The organism is Alloalcanivorax xenomutans (assembly GCF_032810065.1).
GTDB classification, from domain to species: Bacteria; Pseudomonadota; Gammaproteobacteria; order Pseudomonadales; family Alcanivoracaceae; genus Alloalcanivorax; species Alloalcanivorax xenomutans.
Map to the genome: position 1 here is coordinate 2,469,626 of NZ_CP136538.1, position 21,200 is coordinate 2,490,825.

General features: G+C 61.8%; 18 protein-coding genes and 1 tRNA gene. 11 read left to right on the top strand and 8 right to left on the bottom strand.

The features are described 5' to 3' along the window. Nucleotides 1–12 precede the first annotated feature (12 nt). From RYH70_RS11435 to RYH70_RS11445, 3 genes are all read right to left on the bottom strand, one after another. The gene (locus RYH70_RS11435; RefSeq protein WP_022994281.1) at nucleotides 13–2,082 is read right to left on the bottom strand and encodes an MltF family protein; all 2,070 of its coding nucleotides are present in this window, start codon (nucleotides 2,080–2,082) and stop codon (nucleotides 13–15) included. Nucleotides 2,083–2,296: 214 nt separating this feature from the next. Beyond that, on the bottom strand, nucleotides 2,297–3,709 hold the full coding sequence (locus RYH70_RS11440; protein WP_317009139.1) for a thrombospondin type 3 repeat-containing protein: 1,413 nt from the start codon (nucleotides 3,707–3,709) through the stop codon (nucleotides 2,297–2,299). 19 nt (nucleotides 3,710–3,728) lie between these two features. Then, complete coding sequence (locus RYH70_RS11445) at nucleotides 3,729–4,814, bottom strand: OmpA family protein (protein WP_233916769.1); 1,086 nt, start codon at nucleotides 4,812–4,814, stop codon at nucleotides 3,729–3,731. 274 nt (nucleotides 4,815–5,088) lie between these two features. Here RYH70_RS11445 and RYH70_RS11450 point away from each other — a divergent pair, with 274 nt between their 5' ends. From RYH70_RS11450 to RYH70_RS11480, 7 genes are all read left to right on the top strand, one after another. Continuing rightward, nucleotides 5,089–7,104 (top strand): neutral/alkaline non-lysosomal ceramidase N-terminal domain-containing protein, encoded by a 2,016-nt coding sequence (locus RYH70_RS11450; RefSeq protein WP_317009140.1) that lies wholly within the window; start codon nucleotides 5,089–5,091, stop codon nucleotides 7,102–7,104. Nucleotides 7,105–7,153: 49 nt separating this feature from the next. Beyond that, a complete protein-coding gene (locus RYH70_RS11455) occupies nucleotides 7,154–7,804 on the top strand; it encodes a hypothetical protein (RefSeq protein ID WP_145912269.1) in 651 nt (216 codons plus the stop codon). A 46-nt stretch (nucleotides 7,805–7,850) separates the two neighbouring features. Then, nucleotides 7,851–8,483, top strand: coding sequence for a peptide-methionine (S)-S-oxide reductase MsrA (gene msrA / locus RYH70_RS11460; RefSeq protein ID WP_063140064.1), 633 nt, complete (start codon nucleotides 7,851–7,853; stop codon nucleotides 8,481–8,483). A gap of 5 nt (nucleotides 8,484–8,488) precedes the next feature. Next, a complete protein-coding gene (gene msrB / locus RYH70_RS11465) occupies nucleotides 8,489–8,923 on the top strand; it encodes a peptide-methionine (R)-S-oxide reductase MsrB (RefSeq protein ID WP_063140065.1) in 435 nt (144 codons plus the stop codon). Between the two features lie 233 nt (nucleotides 8,924–9,156). After that, complete coding sequence (locus tag RYH70_RS11470; protein ID WP_317009141.1) at nucleotides 9,157–10,419, top strand: MFS transporter; 1,263 nt, start codon at nucleotides 9,157–9,159, stop codon at nucleotides 10,417–10,419. After that, on the top strand, nucleotides 10,416–10,835 hold the full coding sequence (locus RYH70_RS11475; RefSeq protein WP_080531042.1) for a PaaI family thioesterase: 420 nt from the start codon (nucleotides 10,416–10,418) through the stop codon (nucleotides 10,833–10,835). Before RYH70_RS11470 ends, RYH70_RS11475 begins: the two co-directional genes overlap by 4 nt. A gap of 79 nt (nucleotides 10,836–10,914) precedes the next feature. Next, nucleotides 10,915–10,990: transfer RNA gene (locus RYH70_RS11480), tRNA-Thr, on the top strand. A gap of 98 nt (nucleotides 10,991–11,088) precedes the next feature. Here RYH70_RS11480 and RYH70_RS11485 read toward each other — a convergent pair. The 4 genes from RYH70_RS11485 to RYH70_RS11500 all read right to left on the bottom strand — a co-directional run bounded on the left by RYH70_RS11485 (nucleotide 11,089) and on the right by RYH70_RS11500 (nucleotide 13,400). Beyond that, on the bottom strand, nucleotides 11,089–11,781 hold the full coding sequence (locus RYH70_RS11485) for a hypothetical protein (RefSeq protein ID WP_317009142.1): 693 nt from the start codon (nucleotides 11,779–11,781) through the stop codon (nucleotides 11,089–11,091). Between the two features lie 242 nt (nucleotides 11,782–12,023). Beyond that, nucleotides 12,024–12,431, bottom strand: coding sequence for a helix-turn-helix domain-containing protein (locus RYH70_RS11490; protein ID WP_063140069.1), 408 nt, complete (start codon nucleotides 12,429–12,431; stop codon nucleotides 12,024–12,026). 3 nt (nucleotides 12,432–12,434) lie between these two features. Beyond that, complete coding sequence (locus RYH70_RS11495; RefSeq protein ID WP_063140070.1) at nucleotides 12,435–12,722, bottom strand: type II toxin-antitoxin system HigB family toxin; 288 nt, start codon at nucleotides 12,720–12,722, stop codon at nucleotides 12,435–12,437. Between the two features lie 228 nt (nucleotides 12,723–12,950). Next, a complete protein-coding gene (locus RYH70_RS11500) occupies nucleotides 12,951–13,400 on the bottom strand; it encodes a TraR/DksA family transcriptional regulator (RefSeq protein WP_014994870.1) in 450 nt (149 codons plus the stop codon). 183 nt (nucleotides 13,401–13,583) lie between these two features. On the opposite strand from RYH70_RS11500, the gene RYH70_RS11505 reads away from it, so the two are divergent. From RYH70_RS11505 to RYH70_RS11520, 4 genes are all read left to right on the top strand, one after another. After that, nucleotides 13,584–15,530: a TonB-dependent receptor domain-containing protein gene (locus RYH70_RS11505; protein ID WP_317009143.1), complete on the top strand. Its 1,947-nt coding sequence runs from the start codon at nucleotides 13,584–13,586 to the stop codon at nucleotides 15,528–15,530. Next, nucleotides 15,530–19,432, top strand: a complete 3,903-nt coding sequence (cobN, locus tag RYH70_RS11510; protein WP_317009144.1) for a cobaltochelatase subunit CobN — start codon at nucleotides 15,530–15,532, stop codon at nucleotides 19,430–19,432. Before RYH70_RS11505 ends, cobN begins: the two co-directional genes overlap by 1 nt. 63 nt (nucleotides 19,433–19,495) lie before the next feature. Continuing rightward, complete coding sequence (locus RYH70_RS11515; RefSeq protein WP_317009145.1) at nucleotides 19,496–20,014, top strand: MotA/TolQ/ExbB proton channel family protein; 519 nt, start codon at nucleotides 19,496–19,498, stop codon at nucleotides 20,012–20,014. Then, a complete protein-coding gene (locus RYH70_RS11520; protein ID WP_022994304.1) occupies nucleotides 20,014–20,322 on the top strand; it encodes a DUF2149 domain-containing protein in 309 nt (102 codons plus the stop codon). The genes RYH70_RS11515 and RYH70_RS11520 overlap by 1 nt, the downstream gene beginning before the upstream one ends. Nucleotides 20,323–20,328: 6 nt before the next feature. Here the strand turns inward: RYH70_RS11520 and RYH70_RS11525 are convergent, their stop codons facing one another. After that, complete coding sequence (locus RYH70_RS11525) at nucleotides 20,329–21,144, bottom strand: DUF6694 family lipoprotein (protein WP_317009146.1); 816 nt, start codon at nucleotides 21,142–21,144, stop codon at nucleotides 20,329–20,331. Nucleotides 21,145–21,200: the final 56 nt, after the last annotated feature.

Genomic DNA, 21,200 nt, shown 5'->3' on the forward strand with positions numbered 1-21,200 from the left:
ACTGTTCACTATTCACTGCTTTTCTGTTGCACTCAAATACCCCAGGTAGCGGGCGCGGATATCGCGCACGTATTGCACGGTTTCCTGGCCCCGCACATAGCCGTAGCGGGCCTGACGGGCGTAGCGAGGGTGGGACAGCAGCGCCATGGCCTCCTCCACATTGCCAAACCAGCGATCGGGATCCTTGCCAAGCCGCTGGGCCAAACGGCGCGCGTCTTCCACATGGCCGAACCCGGCGTTGTAGGCGGCCAGTCCGAAGTAGGTTTTTTCCGCCAGATCCAGACGAGCCGGGAAACGGCCCTCCAGCCAGTCCAGGTAAGCGACGCCAGCGCCAATGCCCTCGGCCGGGTCGGTCAGGTTCTGGTAGCCCAGTTGGCGGGCGGTCAGCGGCATCACCTGCATCAGCCCTTCGGCGCCGGAAAACGACCGCGTTAGCGGATCAAAATGGCTTTCCTGATACATCTGGGCGGTGATCATCAGCCAGTCGAAACCGTGCTTGAGCGCATGCTCGCGCACCAGGTCATCGTAGGGCGAGATCGGCTTGCCCGGCTCCACCCTTTCCGCGGAGTGGGAAGCGCGTGCGGGCTCAGCCAGGAAATAGCGATCAAAAGTGGCACGATACAACTGCCCGTCGCGCACCCGTTTAATGTAGTCATTCAGTTGATGGCGCAGTTGCGGCTGATTCTCCCGCACCCCCCAGGCGATCTGCCGGGGTTGTCGCAGGGTCCACAGCACTTTCAGGTCATCCCGGTAACCCTGTTCCATCGCCACCAGGTGACTGTCGGCCATGGTCAGATCCAGCTCCCCTTTGGCCACCCGGTCCATTAAGATTTCGCTGGATACGTTCTGGCGCACCTCGATTTCCACGCCGATGCCGTCGTTCTGTAACGCGCGCAGCGTTTCCACGAAGGCGCTTCCGGCCGCCACTGTCACCTTTCGCCCGGCAAGCTCCGACAGATCCTCGAAGGGCGACGCCGAGGCCGGCCCGACGATTTGCTCCCGCACCTCCAGATAAGGCTCGGAGTAATGCCATCCCTTTCCGCGCCGCGCCGGCGTCACACTCATGGACGCGGCGATCACATCCCCCTCCCCGTTTTCCAGAGCCGCCAGCATCCGTGCCGGGCTGTCACGCACGATCATGCTCAGGCGCAGGTCATAACGCTGGGCGAAGTCGCGGATCAGATCGTAGTCGAATCCCATCAGTTCGCCCCGCCACATGAAGTAGCTGGCCGGGTTGTTAGAGGTGATCACCCGCAGCACGCCGCTATTGAGGATGGCGGGCCAGTCACGGCTCTCATGGTCCTGTTGTGACGCCTTGATACGATGCGCGACGATGTAACGGTTCACCGCTTCACGCAGGTCCGGGCTGCTTTTGCGGACCGCCCAGGCAATCGCCCGCCGTGGCTGCACCACCGGGCCGGCGCGCAGCTCCGGATAATCAATGGACAAGGCCTTGAATAACGGCTCATCCATGATCACCGCGTCATACTGACCGTGCATTATGCCGCGCAGCAGCTCGTCCTCGGACAACTCTCCGCTGACCCGGTCCACTTCAACATTGTCATGGCGGCGAGCGAGATTCCGGGCGGTTTCCAGGTAGGCGGTGCCGCGCGGCGCGGCGATGGTGAGCGGTCCCAGGTCCGCTAGTGCCGTGCCGACCCGATCCGTCGGCAGTACCAGTATTTCCCGCACCACGGCCAACGGCGTGCAGAATGACAGCCGCTCGCGACGCCGGTCGGTACGGCTGTAATGGGTAACGATAAGGTCCGCCTGGCCGGCATTGAGCATCACCGATAACTCGGCGAAATCATCCGCGTACACCCAGCGTGGCTGCAATCCCAATGATTCGGCCAGGGCTTCCGCTTCACGACGGAATTCGCTGGTGGGCACGCCCTCCCAGACGAATTCCTCCTCGGCATCGAAGCGTGGTGCCAACAGCCGCAATACGCCGTGCTCGCGAATATCCGCCAGATCACCGGTTTCGGTGTAATTACGAAAGGGACCATCGGTGGAATCAGAACACGCCGCGAGCCCCAGCAAACAAAGCCATAGACAGAACCATACGCGCCCCGCTCGGTGCATCCCGCTCTCCCACCACCGTTACCGTCACCCGGAAACATCACGTCATTGTTAAGTGAGCAAGTATCGCCGATACCAGGATCCGGATCACACCGTGGTCCGGATACAAGTTGGCATTTTACGTCTTTTTTCGGAAAGGCGGACGCCAGCCAGGAACGGCAAAAAAAAGGGGCGCTTTCGCGCCCCATCAGTTCGCCTGAAAGGAGAAAGTTATGGATCAAAGGTCAGGATCAATACCCACGCAAGCGCGATGAATAACCAGCGACTTACCATCGAGCAGGTCCGTGCCCACCAGGGAGCCGTAGCGGATCCCGATACTGTCGAACTGGAAGGAGCCATCCAGTTCCGCGGACAGGAAGCGCTGGCTGCCTTCACCCAGCAGCCCCAGAAGATCCAGCCCCAGCACGTTGTTATCCCCGTCGGCCGTGGCCACCAGTGTATCTCCCTGGTAGAAGCGCAGGGTCGTGTTTTGTAGCAGATCCAGGCGCAGAATCGATTCAGGAACGGACACTACGAACCCGGCGCGATTGCCTCCGGTGATGGCCGCGGCCCCCGTCACCTTCGCCTCGACGTTACCAGCCAGATTCAGAGGGACATTCAATTCAGCAGCGGTCGCGTCGTCACCATCGATGATGTTCTCCGGATTCGACACGCTGCAGCCCAGACAAGTCAGGCTGGCAGCTTCACTGGCCTGGTAGCCATCAGTGGCCAGCAGCGGCTGATAGTTACTGATATCGTTACAGGTGAAGCCACCGTCGTCACACACATCACCGATACCATCACCGTCGCTGTCGGCTTGATCCGCGTTGGGCGTGTTCGGGCAGTTATCCTCATCATCGGGAACGCCGTCATCATCAGTGTCGGTGGGGTCGTCCACCGGGCAGCCGTTATTGCTGGCGGGGCCGGCTACATCCGGGCAATCGTCGTGGCCGTTTTCCACACCGTCGCCGTCGCGGTCGTCGTCACAGACATCACCGATGCCATCCTGATCCAGATCCGCCTGGTCAGTGTTGGGCACGATCGGGCAGTTATCCTGCTCGTCGGGCACGTCGTCACCGTCCTTGTCACCAGTGCAGGCATCACCTACGCCATCACCATCGGTGTCCAGCTGATCGTGGTTGGCCACATAAGGACAGTTGTCTTCCCCATTGGGGATACCATCGCCGTCGATGTCGTCGTCGCAGGCATCGCCGATGCCGTCACCGTCGATGTCCGACTGGGTCGGGTTGGGCGTATTCGGGCAGTTGTCCTCGCCGTCATCGTAGCCGTCACCGTCACTGTCGTTATCGGTATCACAAGCATCACCCAGGCCATCACCATCGGTGTCCACCTGATCTGGGTTGTAGTCCCAAGGGCAGTTGTCGTCGCCGTTGTCATGCTCATCGCCGTCACGGTCATCGTCGCACACGTCGCCGATGCCGTCCTGGTCGATGTCGCCCTGCTCGTAGTTCGGCATGTTGGGACAGTTATCCTCATTATTGGGGATACCGTCATTATCGTCGTCCTGGACGTTGGGGGTGGGATCACCTCCACCACCACTGCTACCACCACTGGCTTTACAGCCGTACAGGCCGCCGAGGCCGAGCACGGCCACCAGCAGCAGCAGGCTGATCGTTTTTAAACGTGACATCTCGAGATCCCTCCTCTTACTACTCAGTCACATGGAATTCAACGCGGCGGTTCATAGCGCGACCGGACGCGGAGTCGTTATCAGCAATGGGCTGGCTTTCGCCGTAACCACGGGCCGTGACACGGCTGCTATCCACGCCTTCGCGAACCAGATAGTTGCGTACCGAATCGGCACGGCGCTGGGACAGTCCTTCGTTGTACTGGGCGGAACCAACGCTGTCGGTATGGCCGGCCACTTCCACGCGGATATTGTTGTTTTCCGCGGTCAGCGAGCGGGCAATGCGTGATACCAGCGGACGGGAGGAAGCGGTGAGTTCAGCGGAATCGAACTCGAAGTTGATGTTGTTGAAGGTAACGGTCTGGTTAACCAGCAGACAGCCTTTGCCATCCACCTTGGCACCCGGCATGGTATCCGGACACTGATCCAGGTTATCCGGCACGCCGTCGCCATCGGAATCGATCACCGGCTGTTGCACTGCTACCTGTTTGGTTTCCACCCGGGTTTTTTCCACCACCTTGGTGTAACCCATCGGCACTTCCAGACCCACGGAATAGCGGTAATCACCGAAGCCGCCGTCGCCAGCGGAGTCACCGGTGCCGTCGAAATCGTTGTACAGATAACGGGCTTCGGCGCGGACCTTCAGGCCGTTGTTGAACAGCGGCCCGGTCACCGCGCCCAGACCGGCGTTGGCGTGGAAGTCCCAGCCATCGTCATCGTCGATGTAGACGTCGTTGTAGATACCACCAACGGCCATGACCAGATAAGGGGTGAAACCAGTGCGGTCACCCAGGGTGAAGGCCAGACCGGTGGTTACCGGGTATTGATAGAAGTCCTGGCCGTTGTCGACATCGGACTCGAGACCGTAGGCACCGGCCTCGGACTCCCACCAAACGTGATCATGCAGCTTGCGACCGTAGAAAATGGTGCCGCCCGCCCCGCGATCACCAGCCTGCCAATCCTCATCCACATCGATGTAGTGCGCCATGCCACCGATGTACTGGTTGGGTTTTGCCTGTTCTACGTATTCACGTTCCTGAGCCACGGCGGCATGGCTGGCCAAAGCCACGGCCATGCCCAGCGTGGACAGCTTCCAGATTGCTTTCATCGTCTTTCCCCCTCGGGTGTCAACGGGTTACAGTGCAATCATTGGAATAACTGTGGGCTTTAAAAAAAACAGAGATCCGGTGAAAACCGGTTGGAATAGTGTTGAGAATTTCTCTGCCCCATTTCACAACATCACAAAGTCGTATCGGTTTGTGTCGTTATGTACGCTACCTGGCTGAGGTGTTGCTTTAGGAGTAAGTCGCAGGTATCTTTGGGACTTTCGTGCCAAGAAAAATGATAATCACGCCGAGGCGGTTTCCCCGCTCCCCCGCGCCATGATCTTTCGTCCGTCACGCCGCTTGCTGACCTTGCCCCGGCTCGTGCTGCTGGTGTTGCTGATGGCCCTTGGCCTGCTGATTCACACCGCCTGGCCCTTTTTGTTCTACCCCGCCACCACCCTGAGCTTTGATATCCCGGCACCGCGGCCTTCCACCGTCCAGGACGGCAATCTGGCCGGCGTGGCGGAAGTGGACATTACCCCCGCCATCGGCCTGCCCAAGTTCGGCTACTCCGCCTGGGCCCGTAGCGCCGACGGCTTCCGCACCCGCCTGAAAGCACGGGCCTTTTATCTGCATGGCGCCGGTCAGACCCCGATGGCTCTGGTGCAATTGGATTTGGGGGCCGGATCACTGCCGCTCCAGTACGCGGTGGCGGAACGTATCGCCGCCGCCACCGACATTCCCGCTCACGCCCTCAGCCTGCTGGTCACCCATACCCATTCCGGGCCCGGCCAATACCTGGGCAGTGACTTTTACAATGTGTTTGGCAGTCAAAGCCCCGGTTTTGATCCGGTGCTGTTCGACTTTCTTGCCAAACGCATCAGCCAGGCGGTGATCGAAGCCTATCGCACGCGCCGGCCGGCCCGTTTCGCCAGCGGGCAAAGCGAGGTGTGGGGGCTGACCCGCAACCGCTCCCTGGGGGCCTGGGCCCGCAATCACCGGCTCCCGGAACAACAATGGACCGAAGAACGGGCATTGGAGGCGATAAACCCGCGCATGAGCCAGCTGCGTATCGACCTGATGGCCGATGATGGCCGCTATTATCCGGCCGGCGCCCTGACCTTGTTTTCCATCCACGGCACCGCCATCCCCGCCTTTACCCACCCCTACCATGCCGATGTCTGGCACTGGCTGGCGCAAGGCATCGAACCCGCCGGGAAGCCGTTGCCCTGGCGCTTCGTGCACGGCACCGTCCAGGCCACCCATGGCGACAACAATCCGGCCTGGACGGCGGGGTTGCGCGGTGATCGCGAAGCCCGCCGAATCGGCACCGCCTTGGGGGAACAGGCCAACACCCTGTTCCATCAGCTCGGACATGAGCTGCGGGACGACCTGCATACCGCGGTGGCCAGCCGGGAACTGGACCTGCTCAAGCTCGACGAGGAACAGCGCCACGGCCTGTGTCAGCGCCCTATCATCGGCGCCGCCGTGGCCGGGGCCGCCAACGGCGATGAAGTGTTTCCGATCTCCTATTTGCCCTACCTGAAGGAAGGGTGGCCGCGCACCGTATTCACCGATGGGTGCCAGGGCGTGAAGCAATGGATGTTGTCCAAGCTGCAACTGGCTCTGGCGCCGGCCCGCTACCCTCACCGGGCCCTGTTCCAGGTGCTGCGGATCAACGATTTGGTGCTGGTGGCCCTGCCCTGGGAAATCACTCTGGAAAGTGGCAACCGGATCCGGGCGGCGGTCAGCGCGACCCTTCCGGATCCGGGCTGGACCGTGGCGATCAGCAGCCTGGCTAATGGCTATTTTGGCTACGCCACCACCGAAGCGGAGTACGGTGCTCAATATTACGAGGGCGGACACACCCTCTACGGCCCCCACACCGTGGATTTTCTCAGTGCCCAAAGCGCCCGTCTCAGCAACGACCTGTTCCAGCAAGGCAATCAAAACCAGCATCCGGGCCAGGCTACATTCGTACTGCGCAGTCACCGCTACTGGCCCGAGCCACCGCCTGAGCGCACCTGGTCCCGGCAATGGCAGGGCGAGGCCCGTTATATGACGGGCGACGCCACCCACGAGCCTTACTGGCGCTGGCGTTTTCGCGGTGAGCCGGCGGCGGCGCTACCACTGCACCTGCCACTGATGGCGGTGGTGGACGAAGCCAGCGGCAAGGTGTTGGTGGACGATGACAGCGGCGACCTGCAGCTGTTGCTGGTGGAAGATCAGGGTGTGGACGGCGCGCTCTATGAAGTGCGCTGGCACACACCGTCAAAACCCGGTCATCCCGGGGACAGAGCCCTTCACATTCTCGCCGGTGCGGCGCCACGTCTGGTGTCCCCGATCTTCTGAAGCGGCTACACTGACGTTATCTTAGTAGGCGCCCATAGGAGAGTGTTCGGTGAGTTTCCCTCGGTCCCGATTGTCACGTTTTCTCTTCCAGGCCCGGCGCTGGATCGCCGCGCCCACCGCCGCGCTGATGCTGGTCGGTTGCGCCAGCACCACTGAAATCACCACCCGCCACAGCAATGACGAAGGCACCGCGCCGGCACGCTCCCTGCTGCTGGTGGCACAAAGCCCGGAGCCGGCCACCCGCCGCGTCTGGGAAGAAGTGTGCCAGCCCATTTTCCAAAGCAATGCGCTGTCCGTGCATCTGGCCCATCAGGTACGGCCAGTCTGGTATGAAGATGGCGGCAAACAGGCTTTGCTGCGCTGGCTGCGCGATCAGCCCTACGATCGTGCCCTGATCGTCGACCTGACCGCCCTGCTGCTGTCGCCGCCTCGCATGACCGAGTCCCGGGACCTCAATCCGATGAACAGCGATATGCGACAGGAACCGACCTGGCAGATTGGTATCGGCGGCAAACTGGAAAAGCCCAAGGAGCCGGACGCGCAGCAGAGTTATGAAGCGGAGTTTTTCGACAAAAGCGGCCGCCCGCTGTGGACCGGCGTGGCACGGACCCATGAAGCCAATAACCGCAAGGCCATCGCGCGCAGTCAGTGCCGCGCTCTGCATCAGGTATTGACGGAGCGTGGCCTGATCCCCAAATAAGTGTTGGAGCCGATCCATCACGAGGATGCGAACGAGGAGTCCCGCAATGAGCGCAGTCATTCCCGGAACCAGTCTGGCCCTGCACCCGGAACGCTTCCCCGACCCCGCCGAGGCCCTGCCACGGGATCAGGACCCGGGTCGCGCGATCCTCGCTGGCGGCTGTTTCTGGTGTACGGAGGCGGTGTTTTTGCAATTGGAGGGAGTCCATTCGGTCACCTCCGGCTACGCCGGCGGCGACGCCGAACACGCCAACTACGAAGCGGTTTGCACCGGCCGCACCGGCCACGCCGAAGCCATCGAGATCCGCTACGATCCGGCCGTGATCCGCTACGGCGAATTGCTCAAACTGTTCTTCGCCGTGGCCCACGACCCCACGCAAAAGGACCGGCAGGGCAACGACCGCGGCCCGCAATACCGCTCCGCGATCTTCTATCAAAGCGAGCCGGAACGGCAGGCCGCCGCCGCTTACATTCACCAACTCAATCAGGCCGGCGCCTTCATCGCGCCTATCGTCACCACCCTGGAGCCACTGGACACTTTCTATCCGGCGGAGGATTACCACCAGGATTTTGCACGGCGTCACCCCACCCAGCCGTACATCACCCACGTGGCGCATCCGAAAGTGGAAAAACTGCGAACGGCCTTTCCCGACACCCTCAAAACCCCGGAGGCTGACTGAACATCATGAGTGAGCGTTTATCCCCGAGCGGCCACGACCTGACACCGCTGACCGACCAGGAAAAACAGCAACGAGCCGCCGCCCTCACCCCGGAAGAACAGCGCATCCTGCTCAATCAGGGCACCGAGCCGCCGTTCTGCGGCGGCCTGCTGGACAATAAGGAAGATGGCGTCTACCACTGCAAGCTGTGTGACCTGCCGCTGTTCCACTCCGCCACCAAATTCGAATCCGGCACCGGCTGGCCAAGCTTTTATCAACCGGTGGACGACACCCATATCCACCGCCTGGAAGACCACAGCCACGGCATGATCCGCACCGAGATCCGCTGCGCCCGCTGCGACGGTCATCTGGGACATGTGTTCCCGGACGGTCCGCCGCCCACCGGCGAGCGGCACTGCCTCAACTCGGCGTCGTTGGTGTTCAAAGTCACCGAGGTATAATTCGCTAACACCGGGCTACGAAGCCGCTGTGGGAGCTTGTCTGCAAACTTCGACAGATTCGCTTGCAGGCAAGCTCCCACAGCGGCTTCGTAGCGACGGACCGCGATCTTCCATGTTTAGTTTTACTATGCCCCCAGCCTTAGAAAATCCCGTTTGTCTCGGAACGGACGCTGCCCCAATATGGAACACGGCCTGATCAGCCGGTCCGCAGCCCAATAACAAAGGAGTCCGTTGTGCCCACGCCAACTCCAACGCCGCCTTCCCGCCTTTTTCCCGGCTGGTATGTGGTCGGAGGTGCTTTCGCCGTTACCTTCCTCGGCTTCGGCAGTGCCTATACCTTCAGTGCCTTCGTCGACGCGCTGCAAACCGATTTCGAGGCCTCGCGCGGCTCCGTGTCCCTGGTCTTTTCCCTGGCCGGTTTTCTCTATTTCGCTCTGGGCATCATCAGCGGCCCCCTTGCCGACCGCTGGGGCTCGCGAACCATGGCGATTATCGGCATGTTGTTCACCGGTGTCGGCTTGATGCTGGCCGGTCTGGCCCGCAACCTGATAGAGGTGTATCTGGCCTATGGGCTCGGCGTCGGACTTGGTGTCGGCTTTTCCTATGTGCCGGCGGTGGGCGCGGTACAGCGCTGGTTCTCCCGGCGCCGGGGCTTCGCTTCCGGACTGGCGGTGAGTGGTATCGGCGTCGGCACCCTGTTCATGCCACCCATCGCCGCGCTGCTGATCGAGTCCCTGGGTTGGCGTCAGAGTTACCTGCTGATCGGCGCCGTCACTCTGGTCCTCGGGCTGGTCCTGTCGCTGCTGATCCGGAACGACCCGCGTGACCACGGACTCTATCCCGATGGCGACCCGGCTCCGCCGCCGGGCACCGTCTCCGACGGCATGCAGGTCGGCGAGGCGATCCGCTCGAAGCGATTCCTGTTGCTGTACGCGGCGGGGTTGATTGCTTCCTTCGGTCTGTTCGTACCGTTCGTGCATCTGGTGCCGTATGCCCGCGATCATGGCATCGATTCCGCATCCGCCGCCCTGCTGCTGGGCGCGGTCGGCGTCGGCAGCACCGCCGGCCGTTTCCTGTTGGGCAGCCTGGCGGACAAATGGGGCCGTCAGGTCACCCTGATGGCCATGTTCATGGGCATGGCACTGTCCCTCCTGATCTGGCTGTTTTCCCGGGACTTCTGGGGACTGTCGTTATTCGGCTTCGTGTTTGGTGTGTTCTATGGCGGCTTCGTGGCTCTAATACCGGCTCTGGCCATGGATTATTTCGGCGGCCGCCACATCAGCAGTATCATCGGCGTGCTCTACACCAGCGTCGCTCTGGGCACTCTGATTGGCCCCACCGCCGCCGGCTACATCTTCGATCTGAGCCACAGTTACACGGTGCCCATCCTTGCCAGTATCGCCACCAATATCCTTGCCGCCGCGATTATGACCCGGATCCCGAAGGTGCGATCCGTACCATCCTGTTCAACACCTGCTTTGGAAAAAGAAACATGAGCGAAAACCAGAATGACCAGATCAGCCAGCGCCAGGCCGGCTTCCTGCCCGGCTACATGGGACTGGAATGGGACACCGCCGAACCCGGTCTGATACGCGGGCACTTTACCGTGGCCCGCCACCACCTGGCCCCCAACGGCTATCTGCATGCCGCCTCGGTGATCGCCCTGGCTGACTCCGCCTGCGGTTTCGGCTGCCAGACCTCGCTACCGGAAGGCGCCGTCAGCTTCACCACGGTGGAATTGAAAAGCAACTTCATCGGTACCGCCCGCGAAGGTGTGGTGACCTGCGAAGCCAAAGCGGTCCACCTGGGCCGCACCACGCAATTGTGGGACGCGGAAGTGCGTCACCAGGACAGCGGTAAGGTCATCGCGCTGTTCCGCTGCACGCAGATGGTGTTGTACCCGAAACCATGAACCACCCGGGGAAGCCTTGTCGGCCTCCCCTTGCCTCCACCTCCATTCCTGCTAAACTACCGCGCCGTTACAGGTCCATGCCGGAATAGCTCAGTCGGTAGAGCAACTGATTCGTAATCAGTAGGTCGGAGGTTCGATTCCTCTTTCCGGCACCATCTTCCGGCACTATCCGCCCCCCTCGCCGTCCGCTTCAATCCCGATTCCCTTGATTCGAATAGTTGTGATACGGCCTGGACGCCGATGATGATCCGTGTCAGGCGGCACTCTCACCGTGCTTTTTGTGACGGCGTTGCCAATCGTTCAGATCATTCATGAGCGCCGCTTCCAAAACCTGTGCCGGTGCTCTTGTGGCCGCCAGCGCGTCGCGTTGCTCGCGGTATACCGAGGATAGTGCTTCCGTGGGGACGTCGTTCCCTTCATCGTTCATCCGCCGCCGCAACGCCGAAAAGAGCGCCGGCTCCGGAGTCCGCGTCAGTAAACGCTCCCGGTCGATATCCTCAATGGCGTGTTCCTCGGCCCAGAACATCACCGCGTCCCGCCAGACCATGGAGTACGGAGCGTGCTCGAAAGTGAAGCGCCGATCCGCTTGCGGACGCCCCAGCACATCCGGGTTACGCTCCACGGAGAAGGCCGGAATCCAGTCGTCTCCGGACGCATAAAAGGCGGCGGTGAGCCCATGAACCCCCAGGCCGCGCCCCGGCCGTGTGTCGGGGTGATCGCTGGTCACGAATCGCTGATAGTGCCGTTCCCGTTTCTCGATTTTCCATTCCAGGTCCATTCCCACGGCGCTTAACCACTGGTATTGGATCCATAGGTTGGATTTATCCTGGGATGACGCTGTCCGGGTGGAAAACGTCGCTTTTCTGGTATGACCGTCGATACGGGCCGTCACCAGGAACCCGACGAAACCGCGCGGGTGTTCGTCTGGGGCAAAATACTCAATCATTGACGTGATGGTCCTCGTTACATCACCCGCCTGGATCACACCAGGGCAGGCGACAGACTGACGATTCAACCGCGTCCCAGCGAATGAAGCCTCCTTTATCGTGAACGGTAGTGTAGTGCATCTCGGGCAGTCTTTACGTTCCCTTTAAAGCCCCGTTTACGTTTTTACACGCTTTTTTCACATCAAATGCCACTTTCGCGTTCAGTTTCCCCTCAGATTGCCTTTCTTCCGGGTAGCAAGCGCTATCGGTCCTTGAAAGCATCGGTGGGAACGCCAAATCGTTCGGAAAGGGCACAAATCTGGCGCCAGTTGAGCGTTCGTCTGCCGGACAGGATGGAAGAAACCACGGACTGAGCCCCGATTTCCGGCAACTGGCTCTGGTTTACCCCGTGCTCCCGCATGAGGTAACGCAGCACATCAATGCCCGCGACATCAGACATTGGGCGGTGTGTTTCATCGTAGGCCTTGATGACATCACCCAGGCGCGCCGCCAGGCTCGCCAGGGAGTGCTGTTCATCGTCCCCAATGGCGTCAAGCAGTTCATCCAGAGCTTCGACCTTGGCATCGTAATCCGCCTCGCTCTCCGGCTCGTCAAGCAACGGAGCAATGTGGGCCCAATGCATGGCGGCTTGATCAAGAATGGCAGTCATGGATCACTCCTTCCATTGACCCTTGTCATACTCGCGGTGATCGAGAATGGCGCGAATGTAGACCCGTTTGAAGCGGTAGTGAACGACGGCGATCAAACGGATCTTGTTGCCGCCGATGTCGAACACATGATGACGCCCCACTTTGTCGGTCGCTGGGAAGATGCTCTTCATCGCCGCGAAGTCCTTGGGCTCGCTGGCCTTCATCAGTCGGTACCATATATCCAGCGCCGTGGCTGCCCGCGGCCATTTCTCCTTGGCCTCCCAGATTCGCTTCTGTGTGATGATGTGCATGATCTTCCTTGAAGCTACGAAACCACATTATAGCAAACCGCTATATTTGGCAAGATGCTCAGCCACTGAACTCTCCATCCATGGAGCATTGGAACATCAGAGTTCTCTAACTGGAGTAATTGGGGTCAGGCTAGCAAACGAGCAAGGGATGTCTGTAGGAAATCGTCGCGCCCCACATGTGTTCGCGATTACAAAGCGGGAGTCCGAATCAAGAGGAATTCGCCCCGATCACGACCGGTGGTGGACATAATGCCGTTCGCGGCTTTCCTGGCGTGCTTTCACGTCGATGGAATACTCCGCCGTCGGCCTGGCCAACAGCCGCTCGATGCCGATCGGCTCACCGCTTTCCAGACAGTAGCCATAATCGCCGGTAGCCAGCCGCCGTAAGGCGCCATCCACTTTTTTCAGCAACCCGATGTTGCGCTCAATGGTCCTCAACAGATAGCGCCGATCTTCCTCCGCACTGGCCAGGTCGAAGTCGTCCGGTTGCCGCTCATCGGACTGCAACGCCAGGCGGTAAGTGGCCAGATCCACTTCAATCTTCTCTCTCATCGCCAGCAAACGCTGCCGGAAGAACATCTGTTGGCGCCGGTTCATGTAGTCCCGTTTGGGCATCCGCCGCAGCGCCGCTTCCGTCGGCGGCTGGTCCATGGAAGACGTGGCGGTGGCATCAGACATGAGGCACTCCTGTTCAGGAAGGATAGTGTTGGTTTCTTAATTGTTATGATATAACATAATTTAAATTGAGATCCGGAACCACCCTTGGAACCGGTCCAGCACGCTCTTTCCTCGGGGGAGGAACAGAGCCCTTGCCGCTTGTTATCCATTTTCGGCGCCGCTGGCGCCCTTCGTGAGGCTCAGATGTTTCGACGTTCACTGGTATCCCTTGTGTCGCTCTCGTCCGTTGTCACCGCCAGCCCGGCCCTGGCCCTCGGCGAGGAAACCCAGCAGCGCCGCCAGCCCGCCACCCTGCCAGCCATTGTGGTTACCGCCACGGCCTCGGAGCGGAACGAAGCGGATACCCCCGCCAGCGTGTCGGTGATCGACGGCGATGATCTGCGCCAACGGCCCGTGCACGATCTTTCCGACGCGGTCCGGGATGCGGTCGGTATCGACGTGGAGAGCGTTGGCCTCGGCAGACGCGGCATCTCGATCCGGGGCATGAGTTCCGAACACACCCTGGTACTGATCGACGGCCAACGCATCAACAATTCCGCTTCCGCCATTGCTCACTCGGATTTCGAGCTGGGCTGGATGCCGGTGGACGCCATCGAACGGGTGGAAGTGGTTCGCGGGCCGATGTCGTCGCTGTACGGTTCGGAAGCTCTGGGTGGCGTGGTCAATATCCTTTCCCGTTCCGCCACCGATCAGTGGCGGGGATCGTTCAGCAGCCAGGCCCTGATCAGCGATCACAGCCTGGACGGGAACCACTATAAAGGCGGTTTCTACGCCGGAGGTCCGTTGGTGCCAGGAACCCTGGGAGTAAACGTCTGGGGTGAATACCGCCGTCGCGACGCCCTGCTCGACGCCGCCGACCCCGAACTCACCGCCCTGGACGAACAGCGCGCCACCACTGGCCATGTGGGTTTGACCTGGACCCCGGATCCCTATCAACGCATCGACCTCTCCGTGGACGCCGGCAACGAGGATCTGGAAGGCGTTCGCGCCAGCCCCTACCAATCCGACAATGAAGTGCAGCGCCGCCGTTATTCTCTCTCCCACCGGGGCGATTGGGGCTGGGGCAACAGTCAGGTCCGGCTCTATCGAAGCACCCTGGATCGCGAGACTTACCGCAGTGACGGCGCGGATACCACCGGCCCCAACCGGTTCACCGACACCGTGCTGGACGGCCGCGTGGGCTGGATCGCCGGCGGTATGCACAAACTCACCGTCGGCAGTGAAGTCCGGCGTGAGGAACTGGAAGATCCCAATATCAACCGCAAGGGCAAGGACGACCTGACTCACTACGCCGCCTTTGCCCAGGACGAGATTGTTCTCGGTGAAAAATGGGAGCTGGTGCTCGGCAGCCGCTTTGATCATCACCAGGACTTCGGCTGGGAAACCAGCCCGCGTGCCTATCTGATGTTCCATGCCAGCGACCAGTTGACTTTCAAGGCCGGCGCCGGCCACGGCTTCAAGGCACCGACCCTGAAACAACTGTCGCCGGAATTCGAATCCCGTGCCGCCATGGGCGGACGCGGCATCATTCGTGGCAACCCGGACCTGGAACCGGAAACCAATCGTTCTTTTGAACTGGGCGCCACGCTGATTCAGGAGCGCTGGTCCGCTGGCGCCACCCTGTTCCACAACGACGTGCGCAACCTGATCGAAACCGTGCGCCAGCCGACCTGCTTCGAGCCCGGTTATGTCTGTCTGGAATACGACAACATCGCCAAGGCGCGCCTGCGCGGACTGGAGTTGACCGCCGCGGTGGATCTGCTCGAACGCTGGCGGCTGGAAGCCAACTACACCTATCTGGACGCCCGCGACCGTACCAACGACGAACGCCTGGCCGACCGTTCCCGGCACCGCGCCAACACCACGCTCATCTGGCGGACCACCGACCGGATCAGCACCCGTGTCCGCGCCGAGTACGTCGGTTCCCAGTATCGTTCCGAAACCGAGCGCGACCGGCCGGATCACACCTTGTTGTACAGCTATGTGGACTACGCCTTCAGCCCCGGGATCAGCCTGCACGCCGGTGTCGAAAACCTCACCGACGAGCGCCTGGCCAATGATGACCCGGATCTCCACGACCGTGCCGACGAAGGGCGGCGCTACTTTGTCGGCCTGACGGCCACATTCTGATGAGCGCACAGCCCCTGCACTATTTCCGGTTGCTCCTGACCTGCCTGCTGATCAGCCTGTCAGGAGCGGCCGCCGCGACCGCCGAGCCATTGATACAGGTCTTTCACAACGATTTCGTGTCGGCGGAAAAATTTCAGCAGCTGCGAACCTTCGCCAAACAGGAAGGCATGGCGCTGCGGCACCTGAACGTGGAGACCAGCACAGCGGCCACACTGCGGCAAGCGGCACGCTCCGCCGCGCTGATCGTCCTGGACGTACCGCGCCCGAATGATCGCCTGACGGTGACGCAAAAGCTGAACGTCATTCCGGAGTACGGCGAACGCCCCCGCTTGATCATCGGTGGTGGCCGGCCCGACTGGGAACAGTTACAGCCCCGCCACGGCAGCGTCCTGAGCGCCTTGTACGCCGCCGGAGGCGAGCACAACTTCCGTCGTTTCTTTGCTCTGGCCAAAACGTCGCAAGGCGGCGCCCCCGCCCCATCGCATCTGCTCGAGGCCCCCGAAGCCTTGCCCGGCAACGGCTTCTACCACCCGCGCGCGCCCCGTGTTTTCGAGCACATTGACGACTATCTCGGCTGGCATGGCACACAGCGGCAGAGCCGGCCCGAAGGCCGGGTGGCGTTCCTGATTCACCGGGGCGTGGTCTCCGACCTGCTCACCCGCGAAGTGGATACCCTGATCGCCCGCAGCGAAGCCGCCGGTCTGCTGCCAATCGTATTCTGGTTCGACACCGCCGGTTCGGAAGGGCTGAGCGACGTCCTCGGCAACGGGAAGGTGGATGTCCTGGTCAACCTCACTCACCTGCGTGACGGTAAGGCGCGCCGCCGGGATTTCCTCGCACTGGACATTCCGGTGATCCAGACATTGCGGTTCCGCGACGGGGAAGCCGGCGACTGGCCCGACGCCAAAAGCGGTGTGGCTCCACGTACCACCGCCGTGTTTCTGGCTACCCCCGAAGGCTGGGGCATCAGCGATCCCACCGTGCTTTCCGCCACCACCGGCGGCGTGGACGATCTGTTGCCGGCACAAACCGATGCGCTGATCGGCAAACTGCGCAGTCTGGTGGCACTGCGCCATACACCGGCGGCGGACAAGAAACTGGCGCTGATGTACTGGAATTACCCGGCTGGCGAGAAGAACCTGGGCGCATCGAACCTCAACCTTCCACGCAGTATTGTGTCCATTCAGACTGCCCTGACCGAGGCGGGATACTCGGTGGGTGAACCAGTGACCGAGCAGCAGGTGATCGCCGCCGGCCAGCGCATGCTCGGCGCTCTGTACGGCACGGTATCGCTGGACGAGTTGCTGGCCGAGGACATGGCCGCGCTGTTCCCCGTGGACGAATACCAGCAGTGGCTGGCGCGGTTGCCGTCATCACGTCGAGCCGAACTGAAGCGCGGCGGTGAACCCGAACGCCATGACGCTGTGCGGGAGGTGAACGGCAAGCTCTATTTTGTCATTCCACGCTGGCGACTCGGACGGCTGCTGGTGATGCCGCAAATACCGCGCACCGGAGATCCATCGGCACATTACCATGACACCGACAGCATCCCCGATCCTCTCTATATGGCCGCCTATCTGTATTTGCAACGACAATACCAGGCCAACGCGCTGATCCATCTGGGCACCCACGGCACCCAGGAATGGCTGCCCGGCAAGGACCGAGGTCTCGCCGCCAGCGATTACCCCTGGCTGGCGGTGGGCGATCTGCCGGTGTTTTATCCCTACATTCAGGACAACGTCGGCGAAGCCATCCAGGCCAAGCGCCGTGGCCGCGCCGTCACCATCAGCCATCAGACACCGCCGTTCGCGCCGGCCGGGCTGTACGACCAGCTACGTGACCTGCACCATCTGATTCATGAATATCAGCAACTGGATCCCGGCATGGTGCGTGAGCAAGTCAGCGCGCGTATCCGTGAAGCCACCATCGACGCGCACTTGCATGAAGATCTGGGCTGGACGGCGCAACAGACCGAGCAGGACTTCGCCACTTTCCTGCAACAGCTGCACGATCATCTGCACGAGCTGGCGCGCGACGCCATGCCGCTGGGGCTGCATACCTTTGGCGAACCCGCCAAGGACGAACATCGCATCAGCACTGTCATGCAACAGCTCGGCGAGCCGTTCTACACCGCCCTGGGAACGGACCATGAAGAACTGTTCGCCGTCGACCAGGATGACTTGAGCACCACTCTCCCCTATCAAACGGTGCGTCGTTTCCTCGACCCCGAAGCCTCGCGGGATACACCCGATGACCTCGCGGACTTTGCCGGTCGAGCGCGGCAACTGAATCAGCACCTGATCAATACCCAAGAGAATGAAGCGCTGCTGGCCGGGCTGGAGGGCCGCTTCGTGCGGCCCGGCTCCGGTGGTGATCCGATCCGCAACCCGGACGTGGCCAGCGGCCGTAATCTGTACGCCTTCGAAGCCGACAAGATCCCGGCCCGGGCCGCCTACGACGCCGCTGGCACCGCCTATACACAACTGGTGCAGGCCTTCCGCGCCGAGCATGACGGCGCCTGGCCGCGCAAGCTGGCGTTCAGCCTGTGGGCTTCGGAGGCAATTCGTCATCTCGGCGTGACCGAAGCACAAATTCTGCACGCGCTGGGCCTGCGGCCGGTCTGGGACAGCGCCGGCCGGGTCACCGAGCTGGAGATCATTCCTGCCGCGGAACTGGGGCGCCCCAGGACCGACGTGGTGGTGCAGGTCACCGGCGTTTATCGCGATCAATTCGACAGCTTCATGCGGCTGCTCGACGACGCGCTGACACGACTGGCCAAGCTGGACGAACCCGGCAATCCAATCGCCATCAACAACCGGCGCATCGCCGCCGCTTTGCTGCAACAGGGCCTGCCGGACGCCGAAGCGGAAGCCGCCGCGCGCCATCGGCTGTTCGGTAATGCCCACGGCGAGTACGGCACCGGTGTGCCCGATCTGGCCCTGCGTTCCACCGAGTGGGAAGACGACGACGTCCTGGCACGGCAATTCCTCGCCAGCAGCCGCCACGCTTACGGTGGCCAAAGCTGGGGGGACAGTCCCGGGACGGCCAACCTGCTGGCCGAGCAACTGCACGGCACCGAGGCGGCGATCATGTCACGCTCGTCAAACCTGCACGGCGTGCTGTCCACCGACCATCCCTTTGAATTTCTTGGCGGCTTGTCGTCGGCCATTCGTCATCTGGACGGCAAGGCGCCGCAGTTATTGATCTCCGACTTGCGCGGCGGCGCCGTCAACACCACCGGCCTGGATCGCTTCCTCGCCAACGAATTGCGCGTGCGTTACCTCAACCCGCAATGGATCAGCGCCATGCAGCAGGAAGGTTACGCCGGCACCCTGCAAGTCCTCAACGCCACCAACAATCTGTTCGGCTGGCAGGCCATGGATCCCGACACCGTGCGCGACGACCAGTGGCAGTCGCTGTTCGACACCTATGTCACTGATACCCGCGACCTGGGTACCAATGAATGGTTCGAGCAGCATAACCCCACCGCTCAGGCACAGCTCCTGGAACGCATGGCCGAGGCCATCCGCAAGGGCTACTGGGACGCTTCCGAGCAAACCCGCCGCCAATTGGCGCAACGCTGGCAAACCCTGTCGGAACAGTTCGAAGTGGACACCGGCGCCGAGGTGACCCGCCGCTTCATCGCCGACATGGCGCGGGGCTTCGGGCTGAGCACCGGCCCCGCACCGGACAACGACGCCGCGCCCGACACCGATATGCCGGAACCCCGGGAAGCCGCCAATGCGCCCTCCCAAACCCTGGAGGGTCAGGTTCTGGAGCCGGTGGCGGCCAACTCCGCGCAGGACCATAACCGCCAATGGTGGGCGCTGTTGCTGATGTTGCTATTGATCGGCGCTGGCGGCCTGCGGCAAGTGCTAAGCCAACGCCATGCGCCGGGCTGACCCGGCGCCCGCTATCGACCCAGAAAAATTCGCCCCAAAGAACCCTGACCAACAGAGACCTGCATGACCGCTTTCTCCGAAATCGAATCCCTGCTCTACGCCGTTTCCCGCCTGTTCCTGGCGCCCGTCATGGTGCTGATCGCCGCCGCCCTGGCCTACGCGCTGGTCATGCTTGGTGCCTTCGCCGTGGAAGCCTGGCAGCGCCGGCGGGCCAATCATCCAAGCGCGCTGTTTGCCTTCGCCCGGCAAGGTATCGGCCCGGACGAGGCGAAACGACAGCCGGCCAGTGACGATCTGGAACTGTGGATCATGAGGCGCTTGGAATGGCTGCGCATCGTGTCCCGCACCGCGCCCATGCTCGGCCTGATCGCCACCATGATCCCCATGGGCCCGGCGCTGTTGGCACTGGGGAATAACGACGCCGGCGCCGTCGGCAAAAACATGGTGGCCGCGTTTTCCGCCGTGATCCTGGCTTTGATCGCAGCCAGTCTGTGTTTCTTCATGCTCACCGTGCGCCGCCGCTGGCTGCTGCAGGACCTGCGCGAACTGGAAAAACAGCGGCAACGGGAAGGTGAACTCTGATGCGTTTTATTGATGACGAAGACGCCGATGATCCGATGCTGTCGGTAATCAACCTGATCGACCTGTTTCTGGTGATCATCGGCATATTGATGGTGACCATCGCACAGAACCCGCTGAATCCGTTCTCGCGGGACAAGGTGGTGGTAGTGGAAAACCCGGGCGAGGCCGACATGCGCATCACCATCAAGGACGGGCAGGAACTGACGCGCTACGAATCCAACGGCGAAGTCGGCCAGGGCCAGGGATCACGGGCCGGTGTCACCTACCGCCTAGATGACGGGCGCATGATCTACGTACCGGAGGACTGAAGCGGGCTACTCCGCCCGGTACTGTTCCTTCAGCTCCGCCAGACGCTGGCCCGCGGTATCGCTGAACGCATGATCATCGAACAGCGGTTCGCCCTCCGCGCCGTCCAGCCCCACCACGGCAACGCTGAACTGCGCGTCTTCGGGGACATCCGGGTCACCCCAGGGGCCAAAACGGCTCGGTGACAGGCTCCAGGTGGCTTTTTCTCCCGGCTCCAGACCACCGGGAATCTCGTAGCTGAAATCGTCCTCGAACCAGGGCACGCTGCGATCCGGGCTGATGAAACGCCCCTGGAAGTGCGCCCGGGACACCGGCTTATCGGTACCGTTCACCACCGACAGCTCAATGACCGGTTCCTTGCCGAACATCTTGCGGTCCTTCATGAAGAAATTGGCCGAGGCCACCTGAAATCGGGACAAGGCCGCCCGCTCCCGATCCGCTTTGGCTTTCTCCGCCTCCAGGGCTTTGATTTCTTCCTCCGCCTTGTCCCTGCGGGCCTGTTCCCGGGCCTGCTGAATGCGATCCGCCTGGGCGATCACCGCCTTGGCGGTCTTGCCATTCAGGGCGAGCCGCAAAATCTCTTGCACATCATCGGGATCGCCTTCCACGGAGGCAGCGAAATTCGTTTTATCGGAGACGATCACTTGCAGCGCTTGCTCGAAGCGGTCGGCCTGCTCCGGCGGCAAGCCATCACGGACCCGGGCGATGGACGTTTGCAACGTCTGTTCAGAGCCGCCATCAATGGTGGGCTCGGAGCAGGCGGTCAGTGCCACCGTGGCGACAGCCACCAGCAGAGCGCCACGGCATCTGGATATTCCTTTCATAGAACCTCCGTGATCAGTGCAGGCCGGACTATAGCACCCCCTTGTGAACACGAACC